Here is a 21,000-nt window from a genome sequence, read left to right as displayed (position 1 = left end):
AACCTATCTGGCATCAGCCACTGCCCGATACATTGCCAGCAAATTCTCCGGCGGTACATCCGGCATAATATTGTGTTCCTGATTGAACACGAATCCACCGTCTTGATAGAAAATATCAATCATCCTCCTGGTGTAGTCATATACTTCCCCGGGAGTGGATCTGTTAAGCACAGACCGGGTATTGCATCCACCGCCCCAAAAGGTAATGTCTCTGCCAAATTCTCTTTTTAATACCTGCGGATCCATCTGGTACGCAGTGGTCTGAACCGGATTAATCACATCATATCCCGCATCGATGAGATCTCCCATTATCGGGTAAATAGAACCACAGGAGTGTAAAAATGTCTTCATGCTGCTGTGCTTGTGGACATATTCATTTAACTTCTTATGATAAGGCTTAAAGAGGGTCTGATATTTCTCCTGAGACATAAACATTCCGGTATCCATTCCCAGGTCATCTCCAAATCTGAGAATATCCACAATATCTCCCACCGACTCACATACCTTTTCCAGGGTGGCCAAATGGCGCTCCATCAGCTCTCCTACCAATATCTCTACATTTTCCGGATCTGCATAAGTGTCCATAAGAAAATTATCCATTCTTCTTAAGAAGGTTCCCCATTCAAAAAGGTTGCATCCGCAGGTTATCATAAGTGCCCGGTCTGTCGTCGCCCTCATTTTGAGTGTGCGCTCCCGAAGCTGTTTATAAAAATCCGGCTCTGTGGCATGATCCCAGGGGCTATGTACCAGCGCGCTCCACAGTACTTTTCCCATTTGATGGTCCAGGTCACGATAGTCATCCGGGTAATCGTCACAATATGGGAAATATGTCTGATCAAAAAACGTTGCTCCTACCGGCATTTTAGCAATGGTGGTTCCTTCCTTGTCAATTACCAGATAATCTCCGTTCTCCTGTTTCTGTGGATGGAACCATTTGGGATACTGCCCAACAGATCCATCTGCTAAAGTAATGTCGTACCAGTCGCTGTCTTTTTCATTAAATGCCCTTCCAATATCAACTACATCTACTCCGAACATATCCATAATATTATCTTCCGGCTGTACAACCTGCTGTACTACATCAAAGATTCTCGTATGCCCTCCCGTCAGGTTCAAATGCCTCTTTAACTTGTTATAAGCAATTGCCGATATACCCGAGCTGGGTGTTCCCCCTAAATCCAGAGGAACATAATCCGGCTGCTTGTGTAAGATTGATGTTAATATCCGTTCTCTTGATGTCATATTAATCTCCTTTTCTCTAAACGTTTAGATTTTAATCTAAATGATAAACCTCATTCATTTCAGCCCACCATTCACCTTCTGCAGCCGATTCCACCGGCTCCTGACATGGATCACATAGCCCCCACCACTCCTGTGTCTTGGGATCATCTGCCATCTTCTTCATATCCGCTTCGTAGTCATTTCCCGTATATTCATAGTAGCTGAATAAATAGCCATCCCGGTAATATATGGAATAATTACTGATATTGCATTCTTTGATCTTTGCATTGATCTCCGGCCAAGGCTGTGCATGCAAAGCTTTATAAGTTTCTAAAAATTCTTCTTTAACCTTGATTACCTGCCCGTATCTTCTCATATGAATTTTCCTCCATTTCTAATTTTCCAAAGCATAATCAAGCGCCTGTTCAATTATTACTTTTTCACATTTTCGTTTCGATTTTAGTATCACTCTGGTATATCTCATTCCCGCTTTCGTCATATTGTACAATATATAAGTGATTTTACATCTCTTTTTCGTTTTTTTATTGTTCATCTGATATTTACATTATATATTCTTAATCATTATTTACAATAGGTTTTCTAAAATATAAATCTAAACGTTTAGATATATTGACTGTTTTATGATTTCATGATAACTTCTTATTAACCGGTACTGCAAAATGTTAATTTCAGTACCAGATTCTCTTTAAGATAAGGGGGTATGCCATACATGGCAACTTTAAATGATGTTGCTAGAGATGCCGGTGTATCTATTGCAACAGTTTCCTGTTGTCTCAGCGGAAAACGCCAGGTGAAGCCGGAAACAAAAATGAAAGTTATGGATTCCATAGAAAAACTGAAATATATACCCAACGCCTCGGCCAGAAACTTGAAATTATCTGCTACCAACCGCATTGGCGTTGTACTCACTGATATTGACAACCACTATCATGCAGAAATATTTAAAGGAATTTCATCTTATCTGCAGAATAAAGACTATACGATCAGTGTGGCATTTTCTAATAATTCACCGGATATTGAATGCGAGAAAATCGAAGATTTTGTGAGTCAGAACGTATCAGGGCTTTTAATTATAACCTGCCAGCCGCAGAACACAGAATTTTTTCAAAACAGGATTAAGAATTTTAATATTCCGGCTGTCTTTATTGAACGGAGGCCCCACAATGTAGATGTCAGTTTTGCCGGTTTTGACAACTACCGCACTACCTGTTTTATTACTGAAAAACTATTATCCAAAGGTTACCGAAACATTGCACTAATTACCGGAGCTTCTCACTTTTCTTCAGAAAAAGACTGTATATGCGGATACCAGACAGCATTTCAAAATTATGGGTTGAAATTCGATGATACGCTGGTCTGCAATACTAATATGACAAAAGAAGATGCATTTAAATCCACTATGCATCGTCTCAGCGGCAAACCGGTTGAAGCAGTCATCACCTCTTCCGAGAACATCGCTTATGGCGTGCTGGAAGCATTCCAGATCCAGGGACGCAACGTTCCCCGTGATATCCAGGTTATCACACTTGGCGAGGAAAGCTGGAACAGTTCTGCCAAACTGCCGGGGACCATTTATACTTCCAGAACAGCTTTTACTCTGGGTACGGAGGCATCCCGCCTATTGGCAAAAAATATTGAATCCCCTATGTTTTTCGAAGAAAAATTACTGAATTTTACCGACAACATAACAGACTCCTCCCTGGACTTTCCAAAACCTCCATCCTTACCTCTGCCATCTGCCGTGCCTCTGAAAAAGGCCCCGGTACTACGTGCTCTAATGGTAGACCTGGACACTTCCCATTCTACGAAACTCCTGACCAGTTCATTTACCAGGGAATCCGGAATTTCGGTAGAATTCGATTTTGTTCCGCAAAATAACCTTTTGAATAAAATCATCGAAGATATTGACCGATCCCGCAATTATTATGATATCTATATGTATGATGTGCCCTGGCTGGAGTATATGGTGCAAAACTCACTGGTGTCGGAAATCACCGATTTCATTGCCAATGGAAGCTTTAACCCGCTTTTACTCTTTGATGAAAACATGGACAACTGCTGTTATGAAAACCGCTACTATGGTATTCCCATTATAGGCGGATCCCAGATCATGTTTTACCGCAAGGACCTCTTTGAAAAGCGGGACCTGATTAAGTCATTTAAAAATAAATATAAGATCTCCCTTCGTCCGCCCAAGACCTGGACGGAATTTAACGGAATAGCCAATTTTTTCACACGTTCCTGTAACCCTGATTCACCCACCATTTATGGTACTTCCTTTGCCGGAAGCATGGATGAAGAACTGGCACCGGAAATTCTGATACGCCTCTGGTCTTTTGGCGGAAAGTTATGGGATAAATACAACCGGGTATGCATGAATACTCCCGAAAATATAAAAGCATTCCGCCATATATTAGAGACATTACACTATGTAGAGCAGTCCCCTTTTGAGACATCCATACAAAAAACTGTCTCAGATTTTTACTCCGGGAAAACCGCAATTCTTCTTACATATACGGAATACGCAGCACAAATTAGCAACAGTATTCATGAAAATATCATAGGACGGGTAGGATATGAACCCATTCCCGGCAAAACTCCGGTGAGCATCGGCTGGAATTTCGGCCTGAATCCGTTCACTACAAAGTCAGAAGAGATATTCCAATATTTTAACTGGCTCTGCCAGCCGGATACAAGCAGCTACATGACAATTCTGGATGGACAGTCACCGGTTATCGCACCTTACCACAGCCATGAACTTATGAAATTGTATCCCTGGATGGAATTAACCGAAAAAAGTTTTGCCTATTGCCGCAAAAGAAACGGACCTTACCGAAGCAGGTCCCTGATAATACCCCAGAACAAGATCGAATCAATTCTCTGCGGGGTGCTGAGAAATATATTAGAAAAGGGCTATACCATAGAAGACGCACTGATCCAGGGTCAGACAAAGCTGGAAGCCCTTTTCCGTTCCTATGGGTATCCGAAACCGCTTCACTTTATTAAATAGATATTGGGGTTTTACTTACAAAAGATGCTTTGTAAATGAGAATTGTGCCGGGTAAGATAGGAAATGAAGGATCCTATAGATGTAAAATTCGCCAGAGCGTGTTTAAAATTGCTTTCTGACACGCTCTGGCAGTACCGGCACCAAATAGTCCCCCACTCCCGCCAGTTACTTAACTGAGAACCCGTAATTTCTGCAATGCATCCTTTTCCAATATACATTCAGAATGTTCACACAGCAGTGCCTTTTGTCCTCTGGTGACCGATTCCACATCTGCAAATTCAGCCAGATTAATGGTACACCATGCCATCTGTTCTCCCTCGTCCTTATTGGGTTCTACAAACAGAAGGTATTCTCCTTCAAATTTGTATAGTGCATTTTCCAATGGAATCTCCGTATTGATAAGCCTTGATACCCGAATTACATCATCCAGTTGTGCAAATTCATAAAGCAGATGTAATTCTTCTTCTGATCCCAGTGTATGTTCAACCGATTTTTCCTTTGACTGGTTTTCTTCTGTTTTTGGCAGCTGTTCTTTTCTTGTAATGGAAAATGTGATTCCGCTTGCCGATAATTCCTGAAGCTGACAATGAAGGAGATAACCTTCCACCTGGAACATTAAATCTTTTTCAGCTTTCCTCATTGCTTCCTGGAATAGTGTGCGTGCTTTTTGCGTCCCGTATAAAAAATCGTTGACATTGAGTTTATATTCGATAAAGTCCTCTCTATTCAGTGACCACAGAAGCCTTGAATCATTCACTTTTTCTATTTTCATGGTTATTTCCCCCTTTCCAGACCATGTAAATTCAAAATGGTATTATTATATTTGTTATACTGTAACTATAACAAATTATTATGTAAACAGCAATAGGCAGATGCAAATTTATAGAAATTTAATCTATTTGTAAAAAAATGCTGTATTTACCAATTAAATAACTGGCAAATACAGCATTTTCCATTTTAATATCCTTCCTGCCTTCTGGTTTTCCGTAGCTGGTACCTCTTCTCTCCGCCTTCCCATTCAGCCCGGGCAGCTTCCGTTTCCAGTGCCAATCCCGGTATCCGTACAGGAGTCCCCTCCTTGTCAATTGCCACCATAACCACATATGCCCGGTTGATCACTTTTCTGGTTCCATTAAGCTCTTCTACATAGGTATCCACTCTCACTTCCATAGAAGTCCTTCCCACATAAGTAATCTTTCCGATAAGTACAACGGTCTGGTTCAGGTATGCAGCCGATTTAAACTGTAAATTATCAATTGCCGCTGTGGTAACTTCTGTCTGTGCATGCCGTTTTGCCACAATACCGGCAATCTCATCTATCCATTGCATCAGCATCCCTCCGAACAGCCTGCCATACCCGTTAATATGTCCCGGCATCAGCAAATAGGAATTTTCTGTCCTGGAATCTTCTGCTTTCTTAACCTGTGTCTGATCCTTAATCATTATTTCCTCCATCCTGTATATTTCAATCTTGAATCTTTCAATATTGAATCCTTCATTCTTGAATCTTCCAATCTTGAATCCTTCATTCTTGAATCTTTCAATCAAAACCGGCAAAAGCAGATCTTTCAATTAATCCGCCTGTCTGTTCTCTGCAGTTCATTATATTACGCGGCATGTCAGTTGTCAAAAAATTACGGTCTGTTTCCTCTTATTTTATCATTGACAACCCCATTTTTTTCATATACTATATACTTTGATAATCAAATCTTTTGAATATATAACAAAAGGAGATTCCCATGAACGATTTTGTAATCACTACAGATTCCAATTCCGACATTCCTTCGGAATACATAGAAAAATATAATTTAACCATTATTCCTCAATATTATGCTTTCGGGGACGAGGTATTTGGGGATGAGAAGCATCTATCTCCATCTGAATTTTATAAAAAGATGAGGGAAGGTGCACTACCCACTTCCATGGCTAACAATCCCGCAGTGATACGCCAGCGCTTTGAATCCCTGCTGGAACAAGGTCTGGATATTCTGCATATTGCATTTTCCTCAAACCTGAGCGGCAGTTATAATAATGTGGCAGTTGCCGCTGGTGAACTTATGGAAGAATATCCCGGTTCCCGGATTCAGGTAATTGACTCCTTAACGGTATCTCTTGGAGAAACACTGCTTCTCCTTCGTGCGCTGGATCTAAAGGCTGATGGTAAATCCATAGATGACATAACCGCTGTTCTGGAAGAAGAAAAACTTCACGGTAATGTACAGTTTACCGTAGATGACCTGCACCATCTGCAGCGTGGAGGAAGAGTATCCAAAGTTGCTGCCGTATTCGGCAGTATGATTAATATTAAGCCTATACTGTATGTGAATCCGGAAGGAAAACTCGTGCCGCTGGCAACGGTTCGCGGACGTAAAAAATCTCTTTCAGCCTTAGTAGAAAATATGAAAGCTACCCTGGAAGAAAACTATGACAAGAGCCGTCCGGTGGGAATCATCCATGGCGACTGCATACAGGATGCAGAATTTGCCGCTTCACAGATACGGGAAAAACTGGGATTTGAAAATATTATAATTAATGACGTCAGTCCCAGTATCGGTACACATGCCGGTCCGGGTGCACTTGGTCTGTGCTATTATGGAAAGGTACGCTCATAATTTTTTGTTGACTTCCCAGACCACCTATGCTATATTGAAGTCGTATGGAAAAACAGATTTAACAGGTCTTCCCATGCAAATATTTTTGACCACTTTCACTTTGGAAAGTTAAGGCCATGCGGACAGCCGGGTCAACTGCCGATTGGCAACATTTGTTGCCTTATTGATTGAGTTAAAAGCTCAAATTTTATAAGTTGGTTACTTCATAACCAGTGTGCATCCTGGCACATCAAACTTGTGAAACGGTCAATAAGAGTAGTAAAAGTAAAATATTTGCTATATAGACTCTGATCCCTATATCTGTTTTTGAATCGGAATACTTAAGATGAATCTACATACCTTTATTGGGGGGCTCATCTTTTTCATATATGCAAATTCAAATTCAGAATAATATAACGCAAGTGATGGACAGTTTGTACCGGCGCTTGCGTTATTTTTTTGCCTGTCTTACAGGAAAATCAAGGCCGGAGCGCGTTTATAAAATACCTTTTGGTGGATAAAGGAGGTACAAATATGGAAAATAAGTTAAAGCTCTACGGCTTTAATAATCTGACGAAAGCCTTGAGCTTTAATATTTATGATGTCTGTTATGCCAAGACTCCCAGAGAGCAGAAGGATTATATTGCTTATATTGATGAACAGTACAATTCAGAAAGGCTGCGGGCAATCCTGACGCATCTGGTTGATATGATCGGCGGCACGATCCTGAATATTTCCAGCCAGGATTATGAACCGCAGGGGGCTTCCGTCACAATCCTCATTGCAGAGGATCACATGGTTCCTGCCGGAGGCGATACCGTTGTAGCACATCTGGATAAAAGCCACGTGACGGTACATACCTATCCGGAATATCATCCGGATACCTGCCTCGCCACATTCCGTGTAGATATTGATGTGGCTACCTGCGGTGAGATTACACCCCTCTCCACCCTGGATTACCTGATCAGTTCCTTTGATTCAGATATTATCACGATGGACTACCGGGTACGGGGTTTCACCAGGGATGTATATGGCAACAAATTATTTATGGACCACTATATGACATCGATTCAGAATTATATAAAAGAAGAAACACTCCGGAAATATGATGCTGTTGATATTAACGTTTACGATGCCAATCTGTTCCATACCAAAATGCTGATAAAGGAAATCGATCTGCAAAATTATCTCTTTAATGCAGATGTTTATGAACTTCCACCCAGAGCCAGGCTTGAAATTATGGGAAGCCTGCGCAGGGAAATGATTGAAATTTTCAGCGGAAGAAATATATATTAGGAGGGAAGTTATGGGAAATCATTCTCAATCCCATGCCCCGATCTATGAGGCACTGGAACGTTTTAAACGAATGCGGGTCGTCCCTTTTGATGTCCCCGGACATAAAAGAGGACGTGGAAACCCTGAACTTGTGGAATTATTAGGCGAAGGTTGTGTCAGTATCGACGTGAATTCCATGAAGCCGCTGGATAATCTCTGCCACCCCATATCGGTTATTAAAGAAGCAGAGGAACTTGCTGCAGAAGCATTTGGCGCTGCAAACGCTTTCCTAATGGTAGGCGGTACGACATCCGCTGTTCAGAGCATGGTGCTCACTGCCTGCAAACGCGGGGATAAGATTATCCTTCCACGTAATGTACACCGAAGCGTCATTAATGCGCTGGTACTCTGCGGTGCAAAACCGGTATATGTCAATCCTGATATGGATCACAAGCTTGGCATTGCTCTTGGAATGAAAGTTTCACAGGTAGAACAGGCGATAGCCGAGCACCCCGATGCCGTTGCTATCTTAGTCAACAACCCAACCTACTACGGCATATGCTCCAACTTAAAAGCCATTGTGGATCTCGCCCACCGGCATAACATGCTGGCTCTGGCTGATGAAGCTCATGGGACCCATTTTTACTTCGGTGAGGATATGCCTATATCCGCCATGGCAGCCGGAGCTGATATGGCTTCCGTCAGTATGCATAAATCCGGAGGCAGCTTAACACAGAGTTCTTTTTTACTCATCGGATCAAATGTAAGCGAGGGCTATACCCGGCAGATCATCAATCTGACCCAGACCACCAGCGGGTCTTACCTGCTTCTCTCCAGCCTTGATATTTCCAGACGTAATCTGGCACTACGCGGCAGGGAAGAATTTGCAAAGGTACGTGCTCTTGCACAATATGCCCGCAGTGAAATCAATGCAATCGGAGGCTATTACGCTTATTGCCGTGAGATTATCAATGATAACAGTATTTATGACTTTGATGTGACAAAGCTTTCTGTCCACACACTGGATATCGGACTTGCAGGAATAGAAGTTTATGATATTCTCAGGGACGAATACGATATTCAGATTGAGTTTGGCGATATCGGCAATATTCTGGCATATATTTCTATCGGAGACCGCAGGCAGGATATTGAGCGCCTTGTGAGTGCTTTAGCCGAAATAAAGCGCCGTTACCAGAAGGATAAAGCCGGCATGCTGACCCAGGAATATATAGACCCCCAGGTGATAGTTACTCCCCAGGAAGCATTTTATGCAGAAAAAGAATCTCTTCCTATCCGTGAAACAGCCGGAAGGGTTTGCAGTGAATTTGTCATGTGCTATCCTCCGGGCATCCCGATTTTGGCTCCCGGGGAAAAAATCACCCAGGGAATTCTGGAATACATTGAATACGCAAAAATGAAAGGCTGCTCCATGACAGGTCCTGAAGATCCTGACATCGGACACCTGAATGTCTTAAAAGGAGTGTGATTATATGGAGCTATGGTTTTCTGAACAGCATACCCCTCATGTAAAGCTGTCAATCCGCGTGAACAGACAGTTATTCAGCGGGCAGAGTGATTTTCAGAGAATAGATGTTTTTGAATCAAAAGAGTTCGGACGTTTTCTTACCTTAGACGGCTATATGATGCTGACGGAAAAAGATGAGTTCATCTATCACGAAATGATCACTCATGTTCCGCTTGCCGTCCATCCCTGTGTGAAAAAAGTCCTTGTGATTGGTGCCGGTGACGGAGGCGTTATCCGGGAGCTGACCCGTTATACCAGCATTGAACAAATCGATATGGTGGAAATAGATCCCCTGGTGGTAGAAGTCTGCAGAAAATATCTGCCTCAGACATCCTGCCGTCTGGATGATCCCAGAGTCAGTATCTTCTATGAAGACGGTCTGAAATTTATCCGGTCCAGAGAAAACGAATACGACTTGATTATCGTTGACTCCACTGATCCGTTTGGCCCGGGAGAAGGATTGTTCACCAAAGAATTTTATGGCAATTGCTATAAAGCCCTGAAAGAAGACGGCATAATGGTTAATCAGCACGAAAGCCCATTTTATGCTGATGATGCTACTGCGTGCCAGCGGGCGCACAAAAGGATTGTTGAGAGCTTTCCCATCAGCCGGGTCTATCAGGCTCACATACCAACCTATCCGTCCGGGCACTGGCTTTTTGGCTTTGCTTCCAAGCGGTACCATCCGGTACATGACTTGAATGCGGTTGGTTGGAATCTGCTAGGAATTAACACCCGTTACTATACACCCCGGGTGCATGCCGGAGCTTTTGCACTACCAGCTTATGTAGAGGAGTTATTAAGAGATGTTGAATAAAAATATAGAAACTTTTATCGGTTGTGACGCAGAGTATTCGGATGCAAAGATTGTTCTGTTTGGGGCTCCGTTTGACTCTACCACTTCTTTTCGTCCGGGTACCCGTTTCGGAAGCAAGGCGATCAGATCCGAATCCTTTGGCCTGGAAACCTATAGCCCTTATCAGGATAAAGACCTGAGTGACATGCAGATATTTGACAGCGGTGATCTTGAACTTTGCTTCGGAGATACTGCACTTGCCCTGCAGGATATACAGGACCGTGCAGCAACAATCCTGCAGGACGGGAAACTGCCTCTGCTCATCGGCGGGGAACATCTGGTTACTTTAGGCGCTGTCCGGGCAGTTTTTGACAAGTACCCCGATCTCCATATTATTCATTTTGATGCTCATGCTGATCTCAGGGAAGATTATCTGGGTGCACAGCTTTCCCATGCCTGTGTTCTTCGCAGATGCTGGGAACTGGTTGGAGATGGGAAGATCTATCAGTTCGGCATCCGTTCCGGTGACCGGGAAGAATTTAGCTGGGGCAGCCAGGGCCACGTGAACACCCGCAAGTTTAACTTTGACGGTCTATTAGAAACCGTGGAGTCTCTGAAAGGAAAACCGGTTTACTTTACCATTGACCTGGATGTACTGGATCCAGGCATCTTTCCAGGAACCGGAACCCCGGAAGCCGGCGGTGTAACCTTTATGCAATTACTGAACGCCATTATAACCGTCTGCTCCGGTGCAAACATTGTGGGATGCGATGTGAATGAGCTCTGCCCTTCATATGACCAGAGCGGCATCTCTACTGCAACTGCCTGCAAAGTAGTCCGGGAACTGCTGTTGTCACTTGAACAGACGGGTTAGCGGTCAGCGCAGTACATGCGCAGACCTGCTAAATAGTTACTATATTACCATTTAAATTAGGAGGATTACAAATATGGGAAAAGCACTCATTATCGGATGCGGCGGTGTTGCAAGCGTTGCCATCCACAAATGCTGCCAAAACAGCAGCGTATTTGAAGAAATCTGCATTGCCAGCCGTACAATATCAAAATGCGATGCACTGAAAGAAAAATTATCCGCTGAGACAAAAACAAAGATTACAACAGCAAGTGTAGATGCTAATAATGTAGAAGAACTGATTACATTGATTGAAAAAGTTCAGCCGGATGTGGTACTGAATCTGGCATTGCCATACCAGGATCTTACTATTATGGATGCCTGCCTGGCTACCAGGACAAACTATGTTGATACCGCCAATTATGAACCGGAAGATACCGCCAAGTTTGAATATAAATGGCAGTGGGCATACCGGGAGAAATTTGAAAAAGCAGGTATCACCGCACTTCTGGGAAGCGGCTTTGATCCGGGTGTAACCGGCGTCTTCTCCGCTTATGCACTGAAACACTACTTTGATGAAATTAACTACATCGATATTCTTGACTGCAATGCCGGAGACCACGGCTATCCCTTTGCCACCAACTTCAACCCGGAAATTAATATTCGGGAAGTTTCCGCAAATGGTTCCTATTGGGAAAACGGCCAGTGGATTGAGACAAAACCCATGGAAATCAAGCGTGTCTACAATTTCCCGGAAATAGGGGAAAAAGATATGTACCTGCTTCATCATGAAGAAATTGAATCACTGGCACTGAATATGCCCGGAATCAAGAGAATCCGCTTCTTTATGACCTTTGGACAGAGTTATCTGACCCATTTAAAATGTCTGGAGAATGTTGGCATGACTTCCATCGAACCAATTATGTATGAAGGAAAAGAAATTGTCCCTCTGCAGTTTTTAAAGGCGGTTCTTCCTGATCCCTCTTCTCTTGGTCCCCGTACAAAAGGAAAAACGAACATCGGAAATATTTTTATTGGTAAAAAAGACGGTGTGGAGAAGAAGATCTACATTTACAATACCTGTGACCATGAAAAATGTTATGAGGAAGTAGGTTCCCAGGCAGTCGCTTATACAACCGGAGTGCCTGCCATGATCGGCGCCATGATGCTGATGACCGGAACCTGGAAGAAAGCCGGTGTCTATAATATTGAAGAATTTGACCCTGATCCATACATGGATGCCCTGAATAAATGGGGACTGCCATGGAAGATTTCAGAGAACCCGGAACTGGTAGATTAGAATACAGGAGGATTTATGAAGTTCGAACATTTACCAACGCCCTGCTATGTGGTGGATCAAAAGCAATTGCGCCGGAACCTGGAAATTCTGAAAAGTGTGACCAGTCATACCGGCTGCCGGATTCTCCTGGCGCAAAAAGCATTTTCCATGTATGCGGTATATCCAATGATCGGAGAATACCTAAACGGTACTACCGCCAGCGGGCTCTATGAAGCAAAGCTGGGAGCCGAAGAGATGGGAAAAGAGAATCATATTTTCTCCCCGGCTTACCGGGAAGACGAATTTGATGAAATCGCTTCTCTTTGCGGCCATATCGTGTTTAATTCCTTTTCACAGCTGGAACGGTTTGGGGCAAGGGCACGAGAAAAAGGCTGCAGTATCGGTTTACGTATAAATCCGGAATTTTCTACCCAGGAAGGGCACGAGATCTATGATCCCTGTGCTCCCGGCTCCCGGCTTGGAATTACGCCCGCTAATTTTCGTCCTGAGCTCCTGGATGGAGTGGAAGGACTTCATTTCCACACTTTATGCGAACAGGATTCAGACGCTTTACTGGATACCGTGAAAGCCGTAGAAGAAAAATTTGGTCCCTGGCTCTCTCAGATGAAATGGTTGAATTTTGGAGGCGGGCACCACATTACCAGACCCGGTTATGACATTGCTGCTTTAGAATCCTGTATCAAACGCATTCAGGAAACGTATCAGGTTCAGGTCTATCTGGAGCCCGGAGAAGCAGTGGCTTTAAATGCCGGTTATCTGTTAACTACTGTTTTGGAAACCCTGCAGAATGATATTCAGATTGCAATCTTAGACACCTCCGCAGCCTGCCATATGCCGGACGTACTGGAAATGCCTTATCGCCCTCCACTGCTTCATTCGGGAGAACCAGGTAAGAAACCCTGTACCTTCCGTCTGGCTGGTCCAACCTGCCTGGCTGGGGATGTCATTGGGGATTATTCCTTTGATGCTCCCCTAAAGCCGGGGGATCGCCTGGTATTCGCAGATATGGCTATCTATTCCATGGTCAAAAACAATACCTTCAATGGAATGGCTCTGCCTGCTATAGCACTTCAGGAGGAAAACGGAGACTGCCGGATCATCCATGAATTTGGTTATGAAGATTTTAAAAACCGATTATCCTGACCGAAATAAAATTTTATAGAAAAGATACTGACTTCTGCTTAGACTAGAGAGAACGTTTTATAGTGTTCTATTAAATGACTTATATTTGGGTTTAGCTGAGTAAGGACGCTTTGTATATGATAGGTAGTGTACGGAAAGAGAAGGGGGCGAGCCAGGACATTGATTTGGAAGGCTTACCGCAGAACTGGCATTTTCTAACCTTCCCAGAGCCCTTTTTGGCGGCACGCGGGCATTCGCTCCGAAATCCTGATGCATTTCGCAGCTCACTGCCCGCTTACAATCCGATGGGAGAAGTACTGCATTTTGCAATGCAGTACTAGTCGAATTGTATCCGCCAAAAAGCACTCTGGTAAGGTAAGTAAATACTCAGCTCTGCTATACGCCTTCCAAATCAATGTCCTGGCTCGCCCCCTTCTCTTTCCGAGATAGCATTCGTTGATACAAAGCTGGTTTTCTCAGCGTGGTGGGACCCTGGGGTTGTGGCATGCTGAACAATATTGGCGTTAAGCAACTGATCTTGAGAACGGGATTTGTTTTATGTTCTGCAATCAGAAAAAGGAATAGACTTTCATCTTCTATTATGCATAAACTGTCAAAATATACCGCTCTACATCCAATAAAGAACATCCATCTACACCCAGGGAATCTATCATGCTGAGAAAGAGTAACATAAAGCAACTGAACTTATCACAGTGATTTGTTTCTTCATTCCAGAAAAAGTAGCAAACTTTCATCTCCTTTTACGCTTAAATAGCCGAAACATACTACGCTACATCCAATAAAGAACAGCCTGCCACAGCCCAGGGGTCCGACCATGCTGAGAAATTCAGCTTTGTGGCGGTAACATGAATCTCGGAAAGATGGGAGTGGGAAACTTGTATGGACGGAGGAAGCGTAGAGCAGAGCTGAGTATTTACTTACCTTTCCGGAGTGTTTTTTGGCGGATAGTATTCGACTGGCTCCCATCGGATACTAAGCGGGTACTGAACCGAGAAATGCATCAGGATTTCTCGGTGAATACCCGCGTGCTGCCAAAAAGCGCTTCGGAAAGGTTAGAAAATACCAGTTCTGCGGCCAGCTGACGGAGTCCATACAAGTTTCCCACTCCCATCTTTCCGTACACTACCTACATCTACAAAGCGTCCTTAATCAGCTAAACCCCAATATAATGCATTTAATAGAACATTACAAAACGTTCGCCGTAGTACTAAAGAGTGCATAAAATCAAAACGAACTGCAGCCATTTTAGATCCGGCTGCAGTTCGTTTTATTTATAATAACTGTTTTCTTAATTCCTCTGAACTCTGGGCAGATAAATATGCCGGAGCAATATCAAATACTGTCTTACATCCGCTCTGTCCTTCCTGGCTTAAACGATAGGCAGCTCTTGCATATGCCACAAGTACTGATGACGTAAATTCAGGGTTTGAGTCAAGCTTCAGGCTGTATTCAATAACATGTGTATTTTCTTCATTCCAGCCTGTCTTGCCACTGCGTATCACAAATCCTCCATGAGGGATTCCACTGTGATTTTTCTTTAGCTCCTCTTCGGATATAAAATGCACGGTTGTATCATAATCTGAGAAATAGTTCGGCATAGTTTTAATTTCATTTTCAATACGTGCCTGATCTGCTCCCTCTTCTGCAACTACATAACATTCTCTGGTGTGTTTTTGTCTCGTTGTAAGTTCCGGAGTATCTCCATTTCTCACTGCATCCAAAGCGCTGTCAACCGGAATCGTGTACTGTTTTGCGTCTTTTACACCGTCTATTCTGCGAACTGCATCCGAATGTCCCTGGCTTACGCCTTTTCCCCAAAAAGTATAATCCGTTCCGTTTGGTAAAAGTGCATTTGCATACATTCTATTTAAAGAAAACATTCCCGGATCCCAGCCAACTGAAATAATACCGATTTTGCCATTACTTTTTGCAGCCTCATCTACCTTAGCAAAATGTTCCGGAATCTTTGCATGGGTATCAAAGCTGTCCACTACATGAAACATCTGGGCACATTTTGGTGTCTGTACAGGCAGGTCTGTAGCGCTTCCCCCGCATAAAATCATAACATCAACAGCATCCTTCATTTTCTCCACATCTTCGGTGGAATAAACGGAAGCACCTTCTGTCAGGATTTTAACGGTCTTAGGATCACGTCTTGTAAACACACCGGCAAGTTCCATATCCGGATTCTGCTTTAACGCACATTCTACTCCGCGTCCCAGGTTTCCATAGCCCCATATACCAATTCTAATGCTCATATTTTTTTCTCCAATCTTTCGTATCGTCTGGTAAATAATTTACTTTAAAATTTTAACACTGTTAAATATATTTTGACAAGCTTTTTTGCAAATTTAGTAAGAACTACCTGATTAAAATAGGATCTGCTCTGTACTTTTCCTTCATTTTAACTAAAAATTCCCGGTCATATGCCAACCTTGCAATATCTCCCGCCCGTCCATCGGAAGCCATTGCACTGATTAATTGAATAAATGACTGCTGCTCTAATTCCCTTCCCTTTTCTTCCCAAAAAATTCTCTCTGACCTAAGATGCTTTTCTTCATCGTATTCTTCTAAAATCACTCTCGTAACCTCCCCTCGGTTCTTGGATAAAATATCTCTCAGTATATTCTCATCTATGCATTGATTTACGGCTTTCTCTATGGACTCTTCTAATGGCATTTTAAATAAATATTCTCGGATAAGCGATATGAACCGGGCATATTCCTGCAATCTTCTGCATTGTTCCATCAAAATGCGGTTATGCCCCAAATTAATATTAAGTATTACCACTTTGCACTCAATGGCGGCGTCATTCTTCTTATCCGATTGATAAGATCAGCCAGAACAGACTGTCTTTATGTTTTCTGTTTACATGATAGTTTCGAGGCAATCCGCTTATCTCCCCGCCTTCCGGCAATATCTTTTCCTGCATTCAAGTACCTCCCAATTTCATTAATGAACTTATAGCAGGAAAACGAAATATACCATCTTGGGTCTCATTACATTCATTTATCTATTGAATCAGGGAATTTTGTACAGAAACGTACAATCTGAGAATCGGCCTATATTAGAGCGTGTGTTCAAATTATTCAAATACACTCCGGGCCTATAATATCTGCTTATAGAAAAGCATGGACAATAGGATAATCGCATAATTGCATACTGATATTTAAGAAATGTAATGGCTCCTGCCATTGTTGTCTTCAGTATAACCTGTATAAACAGAAAAATCAATCCCTAAAATTAATAAGTTATATAGAAAATATTTCAGAGGCAGCTCATATATTTATATTGCCTCTGATTTCTCTATTTGGAACACAGGACTCCGGAAATACCACTGGCAGTCTGTCAGGATTCCCCTTTCTTGTTTCGCTTTCTATAGTTCATGGTAAAATAAGATAATATCTTCATATTCTCCGCATTTACGCAGAAATCCACCGGGAATGGTTCCAAGCTGCACAAATCCCAGTTTTTCATAAATATGTATCGCAGACAGATTTGTTTTAACCACGGCATTAAACTGCAGGAGCCGAAATCCCAGTTCCTTTCCCTTTTCCAGAGAATGTTTCACTAGCTTTTCACCAGCTTTCATTCCCCTTACGGATTTTCTGACTGCATAACTGGCATTGGATATATGTGCGCAGCGCCCCACATTATTGGGATGCAGGATATACAGTCCTATAATTTCACCTTCCCTTTCCGCAACGGCAGTAAAGCTCTGGGAAGCGAAGAATTCTCTGGCATCTGTTTCGCTTAACCCCTCCCTCTGGGGAAATGCCTCCCCATCCTCCACTACCTCATTCCAGATCCGGCGCATCTGTTCCAGATCTTTTTCCTCATATCCTCTGATCTTTAATTCCATTTCCTTTTCCTCTTTCCGGCGAGAACCTATAAAAAAACTTCAGGTAACAATCTCACTCTATCCTATACTTTTTAAACAATCTGGGACCCTGGGGATGTGGCATGCCGGATGCGATTGGCGTAAAGCAACTAATCTTGAGAACGAAATTTATTTTTCATTCTGTAATCAGAAAAAGGAACAAACTTCCATCTTCTTTTACACAAACAGCCGAAACATACTGCCCAGCATCCAATAAAGAACAGCCCGTCACAGCCCAAGGGTCTCCACCAGGCTGAGAAAACCAGCTTTGTGGCAGTAAACTGAATCTCGGAAAGATGGGTGTGGGAAACTTGTATGGGCGTAGGAAGCGTAGAGCAGTTCTGCGGCCAGCTGACGGAGCCCATGCCAGTTTCCTACACCCATCTTTCCGTACACTACCTACATCTACAAAGCGTCATTCCTCAGCTAAACCCCAATTTAAGATAAAATTGTCCACTACAGAACTAAACCTTGTTTCTTCTAACAATTTTTGACTATTATAGTCTTATTTTTCATAAGCGTCAACTTATTTTTACTCCATATACCGTTCTAACACCAGGGCAGCCTCATTTAACATGGCGATCAGCAGCCCATATTCAAAAGGTGCTATCTCTCTCCTTTCTTCCAGCACAATCCCCACTACCGCGAATACTTTTTCATTATTCTGCACCGGCAGATATAAAGCTTTTGCTCCCGGCAGGGTGCTGGTGCAGGTCCCTGCCCTGTGATGGTTCTGAAATACCCACTGGGCAGCTGCCCGCTCTGATTTTACTACATATTCTTTCATATCCTCTTTAGACATTCCTTTTCGAGGAAAGAGCCTGGGGCCGGTTATTTTCTCTCTCTGTTTTAAGTAAATCAGAACGGACAGATTCGTTAGTTTCAGTACCTGGCTGGATATTTCTTTCATAACATCTTCTATATTCTGTGCCCTGCTCAGGCGCCGACTGTTGTCCAGCAGCAGTTCTGTCCGGTAAATCATTTTACTGCTTTCCTTCCCCTGCCTTCTGATCTTAGCCGTCATTGAGGACGACAGCAGTGCCACTGCGAACATAACGGCAAATGTGACAGGATAACTTTTCCCATGTGCCTGCAGACTTAAAAATGGAATTGTAAAAAAGAAATTATAAAGCAGTACGCTGAATATGGATGCTGCAATGGAACAGATTCTTCCGTTGGTATGCATTGCACATACGAGAACCCCCAGTATATATATCATAATAATATTGGAATCCGGCAGTTCCAGATTCCGGAACACCAAACCTATCGCTGTACTTCCCGCCAGTATTCCTGCAGTGATCAGAAAATCTCCCCAGTTGAGCTCCTCCCTGCGGTAAGAAATTCGTCTGTGCTTATCCCCGGGCTGAAGGTCCGGTATGACATAGATATCCATCTCCTGGGTATATTGTGCCAGCTGCTCCACCAGCGTCCGTTTGGACTGTCCAAAATATACTTTATGATTTGTCCTTCCGATAACTACTTTTGATACATTGCTTACCTTGGCGTATTCTGCAATCTGAAATGCAACATTTTCACCATAGACTGTAGCGATCTTAGCTCCCAGATCCCTTGCCAGCTGTAAGTTTTCTTCCATCATCTTTTTTACTTTCCGGTCACTGCCCTGTAATCGGGGTGTCTCAACATACAATGCGGTAAATTCTCCGTGAAAGGCGTACGCAAGCCTGGAAGCCGTACGGATTACTTTGGCATTTGTAGGCGATGCGGAGACACAGGTCAGAATATGTTCTCCCACATAATATCCCTTACGACCCTTGGACACCTCGGTTTCAGACAGACGGTTCACGCGGTCCGCCATCCTTCTCAGGGTAATTTCCCTAAGTGCAATTAACTTTTCTTTAGCGAAGAAGTTATGAACCGCCCGCTGAGCCTGATTCTCCTTATATACCTTGCCCTCTTTTAATCTGCGGATCAGGTCATCGGGTTCAATATCAATTACCTCAACCTGATCTGCCTCATCAAATACACTGTCCGGTATCCGCTCTTTCACCTTGATCTTCGTAATTCCCGCCACCAGGTCATTAAGGCTTTCCAGATGCTGGATATTAACCGTAGTATATACATTAATGCCTGCATTCAGAATCTCTTCTATATCCTGATAACGTTTTCTATGTCGGCAGCCTTCTGTATTCGTATGCGCCAGTTCATCTACCAACAGCAGTTCCGGCTTTCTGGCAAGACATGCATCCAGATCCATCTCACGGATTTTTATTCCTTTATAGTCCATCATCAGGGGCTCTATCTGCTCCAGCCCTTCCATCATCCCCAGGGTATCGGGTCTGGCATGGGGTTCAATATATCCGGCTGCCACATCCACCCCCTTTTCCAGCATCATATGAGCCGCTTCCAGCATCGTATAAGTTTTTCCCACACCTGCTGCAAATCCCAGAAAGATCTTCAGTTTTCCACGTTTGTCTGCTTCCTGCTGCTTCTCCTCTTTACGAACCTGTTCTAACAGTGCCTGCGGGTCAGGTCTGACTTCTTCTTCCATACAAACACCTCCTCTAGAATATATAAACACAAGCATTATTACGACATGCTTAAAGGATGACCTGACATACCAGCCAGTACTCTTTTTCAAGCCTTACTGGTTGGCATTCCGGTCACCCTTGTATTTCTTTATATCAAACCAATTGCCTTTGCTATTTCAATATTTGTTGTTAATACATTCACCCGATTTTCTCCAAATACACCAAGCACCTTATTTTCCGTATTGTTATCCACAATTTTCTGTACTTCTTCTACCGACAGCCCGGTTGCTTCTGCTACTGCAGCGACCTGGACTTTTGCCGCCTGGGGACTGATATGAGGATCTAATCCGGAACCGGATGCAGTTAACAGGTCCGCAGGAATATCTTCTTTTTTCACACCGGGGTGGGATTTCATGAACTCCTGAAGGTCCGCCTCCACCCTTGCCTGTAAATCAGGATTGGTAGCGCCATAGTTAAATGATCCTGATGATACACCGCCATATGCAGTATTTCCTTCTTCATCTGCGATCAGGTCTTCCTCTGTGTAGGTATTATAATTTACAGAAGAGATTCTTCCCTGAAAAAATCTGGGATCCGTAAACTGCTGTCCGATCAGCTCCGATCCTACCGCTTTGCCGTCTACTTCAATCAGACTTCCATTTGCCTGTTTATGAAATACAAGCTGGCCTGCACCATTGACCGCAAGTGGATAAGCAACTGCACACAAAAGCAGAAGGGCAACTGTCAAAATAAAAGATTGTTTTAACATTTTTATAAAAGATTTCATTTTTTTACCCATTGCATACTGCAGGCTTGCCTGCAATACTGCCACAATATAACTTGAACGAATTATATCGTGGCTTCCTTTCTATATTATAATTTTCTTTCAACTTATAACC

General features: G+C 43.1%; 19 protein-coding genes. 9 read left to right on the top strand and 10 right to left on the bottom strand.

Annotation, left to right across the window (positions count from 1 at the left end; genetic code table 11):
- Window positions 1-3 precede the first annotated feature (3 nt).
- Window positions 4-1,242 (bottom strand): uroporphyrinogen decarboxylase family protein, encoded by a 1,239-nt coding sequence (locus tag CD03_RS0108910; RefSeq protein WP_027293345.1) that lies wholly within the window; start codon window positions 1,240-1,242, stop codon window positions 4-6.
- 31 nt (window positions 1,243-1,273) lie between these two features.
- Window positions 1,274-1,597: an L-rhamnose mutarotase gene (locus CD03_RS0108905; RefSeq protein WP_027293344.1), complete on the bottom strand. Its 324-nt coding sequence runs from the start codon at window positions 1,595-1,597 to the stop codon at window positions 1,274-1,276.
- Between the two features lie 354 nt (window positions 1,598-1,951).
- Here CD03_RS0108905 and CD03_RS0108900 point away from each other — a divergent pair, with 354 nt between their 5' ends.
- Window positions 1,952-4,252: an extracellular solute-binding protein gene (locus tag CD03_RS0108900; protein WP_027293343.1), complete on the top strand. Its 2,301-nt coding sequence runs from the start codon at window positions 1,952-1,954 to the stop codon at window positions 4,250-4,252.
- 169 nt (window positions 4,253-4,421) lie between these two features.
- Here CD03_RS0108900 and CD03_RS0108895 read toward each other — a convergent pair whose 3' ends face one another.
- Window positions 4,422-5,024: an adaptor protein MecA gene (locus tag CD03_RS0108895; RefSeq protein WP_027293342.1), complete on the bottom strand. Its 603-nt coding sequence runs from the start codon at window positions 5,022-5,024 to the stop codon at window positions 4,422-4,424.
- Window positions 5,025-5,209: 185 nt separating this feature from the next.
- Window positions 5,210-5,695, bottom strand: coding sequence for an acyl-CoA thioesterase (locus tag CD03_RS0108890; RefSeq protein WP_027293341.1), 486 nt, complete (start codon window positions 5,693-5,695; stop codon window positions 5,210-5,212).
- A gap of 296 nt (window positions 5,696-5,991) precedes the next feature.
- Here CD03_RS0108890 and CD03_RS0108885 point away from each other — a divergent pair, with 296 nt between their 5' ends.
- The 8 genes from CD03_RS0108885 to CD03_RS0108850 all read left to right on the top strand — a co-directional run bounded on the left by CD03_RS0108885 (window position 5,992) and on the right by CD03_RS0108850 (window position 14,052).
- On the top strand, window positions 5,992-6,864 hold the full coding sequence (locus tag CD03_RS0108885) for a DegV family protein (RefSeq protein ID WP_027293340.1): 873 nt from the start codon (window positions 5,992-5,994) through the stop codon (window positions 6,862-6,864).
- Between the two features lie 513 nt (window positions 6,865-7,377).
- The gene (gene speD, locus CD03_RS0108880; protein ID WP_027293339.1) at window positions 7,378-8,139 is read left to right on the top strand and encodes an adenosylmethionine decarboxylase; all 762 of its coding nucleotides are present in this window, start codon (window positions 7,378-7,380) and stop codon (window positions 8,137-8,139) included.
- Window positions 8,140-8,149: 10 nt separating this feature from the next.
- Entirely contained in the window at window positions 8,150-9,604 is a 1,455-nt protein-coding gene (locus tag CD03_RS0108875; RefSeq protein ID WP_027293338.1) for an aminotransferase class I/II-fold pyridoxal phosphate-dependent enzyme, read from the top strand.
- Between the two features lie 4 nt (window positions 9,605-9,608).
- Window positions 9,609-10,460, top strand: coding sequence for a polyamine aminopropyltransferase (gene speE / locus CD03_RS0108870; RefSeq protein WP_027293337.1), 852 nt, complete (start codon window positions 9,609-9,611; stop codon window positions 10,458-10,460).
- A complete protein-coding gene (gene speB, locus CD03_RS0108865) occupies window positions 10,450-11,313 on the top strand; it encodes an agmatinase (RefSeq protein WP_027293336.1) in 864 nt (287 codons plus the stop codon). Before speE ends, speB begins: the two co-directional genes overlap by 11 nt.
- A gap of 73 nt (window positions 11,314-11,386) precedes the next feature.
- Complete coding sequence (locus tag CD03_RS0108860; protein WP_027293335.1) at window positions 11,387-12,589, top strand: saccharopine dehydrogenase family protein; 1,203 nt, start codon at window positions 11,387-11,389, stop codon at window positions 12,587-12,589.
- Between the two features lie 15 nt (window positions 12,590-12,604).
- Window positions 12,605-13,732 (top strand): carboxynorspermidine decarboxylase, encoded by a 1,128-nt coding sequence (nspC, locus tag CD03_RS0108855; protein WP_027293334.1) that lies wholly within the window; start codon window positions 12,605-12,607, stop codon window positions 13,730-13,732.
- 116 nt (window positions 13,733-13,848) lie between these two features.
- Window positions 13,849-14,052, top strand: coding sequence for a hypothetical protein (locus tag CD03_RS0108850; RefSeq protein WP_027293333.1), 204 nt, complete (start codon window positions 13,849-13,851; stop codon window positions 14,050-14,052).
- Window positions 14,053-14,732: 680 nt separating this feature from the next.
- On the opposite strand, the gene CD03_RS38840 is transcribed toward CD03_RS0108850, so the two are convergent.
- The 6 genes from CD03_RS38840 to CD03_RS0108805 all read right to left on the bottom strand — a co-directional run bounded on the left by CD03_RS38840 (window position 14,733) and on the right by CD03_RS0108805 (window position 20,888).
- Entirely contained in the window at window positions 14,733-14,855 is a 123-nt protein-coding gene (locus CD03_RS38840) for a hypothetical protein (RefSeq protein ID WP_255348071.1), read from the bottom strand.
- A gap of 148 nt (window positions 14,856-15,003) precedes the next feature.
- Window positions 15,004-15,990, bottom strand: a complete 987-nt coding sequence (locus CD03_RS0108835) for a diaminopimelate dehydrogenase (RefSeq protein ID WP_027293330.1) — start codon at window positions 15,988-15,990, stop codon at window positions 15,004-15,006.
- Between the two features lie 103 nt (window positions 15,991-16,093).
- Complete coding sequence (locus tag CD03_RS32960) at window positions 16,094-16,522, bottom strand: hypothetical protein (protein ID WP_156042837.1); 429 nt, start codon at window positions 16,520-16,522, stop codon at window positions 16,094-16,096.
- Window positions 16,523-17,108: 586 nt separating this feature from the next.
- Window positions 17,109-17,594 carry a GNAT family N-acetyltransferase gene (locus CD03_RS0108820; protein WP_027293328.1) on the bottom strand — a complete coding sequence of 162 codons (486 nt, stop codon included), beginning with the start codon at window positions 17,592-17,594 and terminating at the stop codon, window positions 17,109-17,111.
- 550 nt (window positions 17,595-18,144) lie between these two features.
- The gene (locus CD03_RS0108810) at window positions 18,145-20,121 is read right to left on the bottom strand and encodes a sensor histidine kinase (protein WP_027293327.1); all 1,977 of its coding nucleotides are present in this window, start codon (window positions 20,119-20,121) and stop codon (window positions 18,145-18,147) included.
- A 128-nt stretch (window positions 20,122-20,249) separates the two neighbouring features.
- The gene (locus tag CD03_RS0108805) at window positions 20,250-20,888 is read right to left on the bottom strand and encodes a K(+)-transporting ATPase subunit C (RefSeq protein ID WP_334291695.1); all 639 of its coding nucleotides are present in this window, start codon (window positions 20,886-20,888) and stop codon (window positions 20,250-20,252) included.
- Between the last annotated feature and the right edge of the window lie 112 nt (window positions 20,889-21,000).

Source organism: Robinsoniella sp. KNHs210 (assembly GCF_000686105.1).
Classification (GTDB): domain Bacteria; phylum Bacillota; class Clostridia; order Lachnospirales; family Lachnospiraceae; genus Robinsoniella; species Robinsoniella peoriensis.
This window is presented reverse-complemented; position numbering and strand designations above follow the sequence as displayed.

Excerpts from the sequence above, each read along its gene's own strand:
- CD03_RS0108910 (WP_027293345.1), bottom strand. The coding sequence starts at position 1,242 with ATGACATCAAGAGAACGGATATTAACATCAATCTTACACAAGCAGCCG.
- CD03_RS0108905 (WP_027293344.1), bottom strand. The coding sequence starts at position 1,597 with ATGAGAAGATACGGGCAGGTAATCAAGGTTAAAGAAGAATTTTTAGAA.
- CD03_RS0108900 (WP_027293343.1), top strand. The coding sequence starts at position 1,952 with ATGGCAACTTTAAATGATGTTGCTAGAGATGCCGGTGTATCTATTGCA.
- CD03_RS0108895 (WP_027293342.1), bottom strand. The coding sequence starts at position 5,024 with ATGAAAATAGAAAAAGTGAATGATTCAAGGCTTCTGTGGTCACTGAAT.
- CD03_RS0108890 (WP_027293341.1), bottom strand. The coding sequence starts at position 5,695 with ATGATTAAGGATCAGACACAGGTTAAGAAAGCAGAAGATTCCAGGACA.
- CD03_RS0108885 (WP_027293340.1), top strand. The coding sequence starts at position 5,992 with ATGAACGATTTTGTAATCACTACAGATTCCAATTCCGACATTCCTTCG.
- speD (WP_027293339.1), top strand. The coding sequence starts at position 7,378 with ATGGAAAATAAGTTAAAGCTCTACGGCTTTAATAATCTGACGAAAGCC.
- CD03_RS0108875 (WP_027293338.1), top strand. The coding sequence starts at position 8,150 with ATGGGAAATCATTCTCAATCCCATGCCCCGATCTATGAGGCACTGGAA.
- speE (WP_027293337.1), top strand. The coding sequence starts at position 9,609 with ATGGAGCTATGGTTTTCTGAACAGCATACCCCTCATGTAAAGCTGTCA.
- speB (WP_027293336.1), top strand. The coding sequence starts at position 10,450 with ATGTTGAATAAAAATATAGAAACTTTTATCGGTTGTGACGCAGAGTAT.
- CD03_RS0108860 (WP_027293335.1), top strand. The coding sequence starts at position 11,387 with ATGGGAAAAGCACTCATTATCGGATGCGGCGGTGTTGCAAGCGTTGCC.
- nspC (WP_027293334.1), top strand. The coding sequence starts at position 12,605 with ATGAAGTTCGAACATTTACCAACGCCCTGCTATGTGGTGGATCAAAAG.
- CD03_RS0108850 (WP_027293333.1), top strand. The coding sequence starts at position 13,849 with ATGATAGGTAGTGTACGGAAAGAGAAGGGGGCGAGCCAGGACATTGAT.
- CD03_RS0108835 (WP_027293330.1), bottom strand. The coding sequence starts at position 15,990 with ATGAGCATTAGAATTGGTATATGGGGCTATGGAAACCTGGGACGCGGA.
- CD03_RS0108820 (WP_027293328.1), bottom strand. The coding sequence starts at position 17,594 with ATGGAATTAAAGATCAGAGGATATGAGGAAAAAGATCTGGAACAGATG.
- CD03_RS0108810 (WP_027293327.1), bottom strand. The coding sequence starts at position 20,121 with ATGGAAGAAGAAGTCAGACCTGACCCGCAGGCACTGTTAGAACAGGTT.
- CD03_RS0108805 (WP_334291695.1), bottom strand. The coding sequence starts at position 20,888 with ATGAAATCTTTTATAAAAATGTTAAAACAATCTTTTATTTTGACAGTT.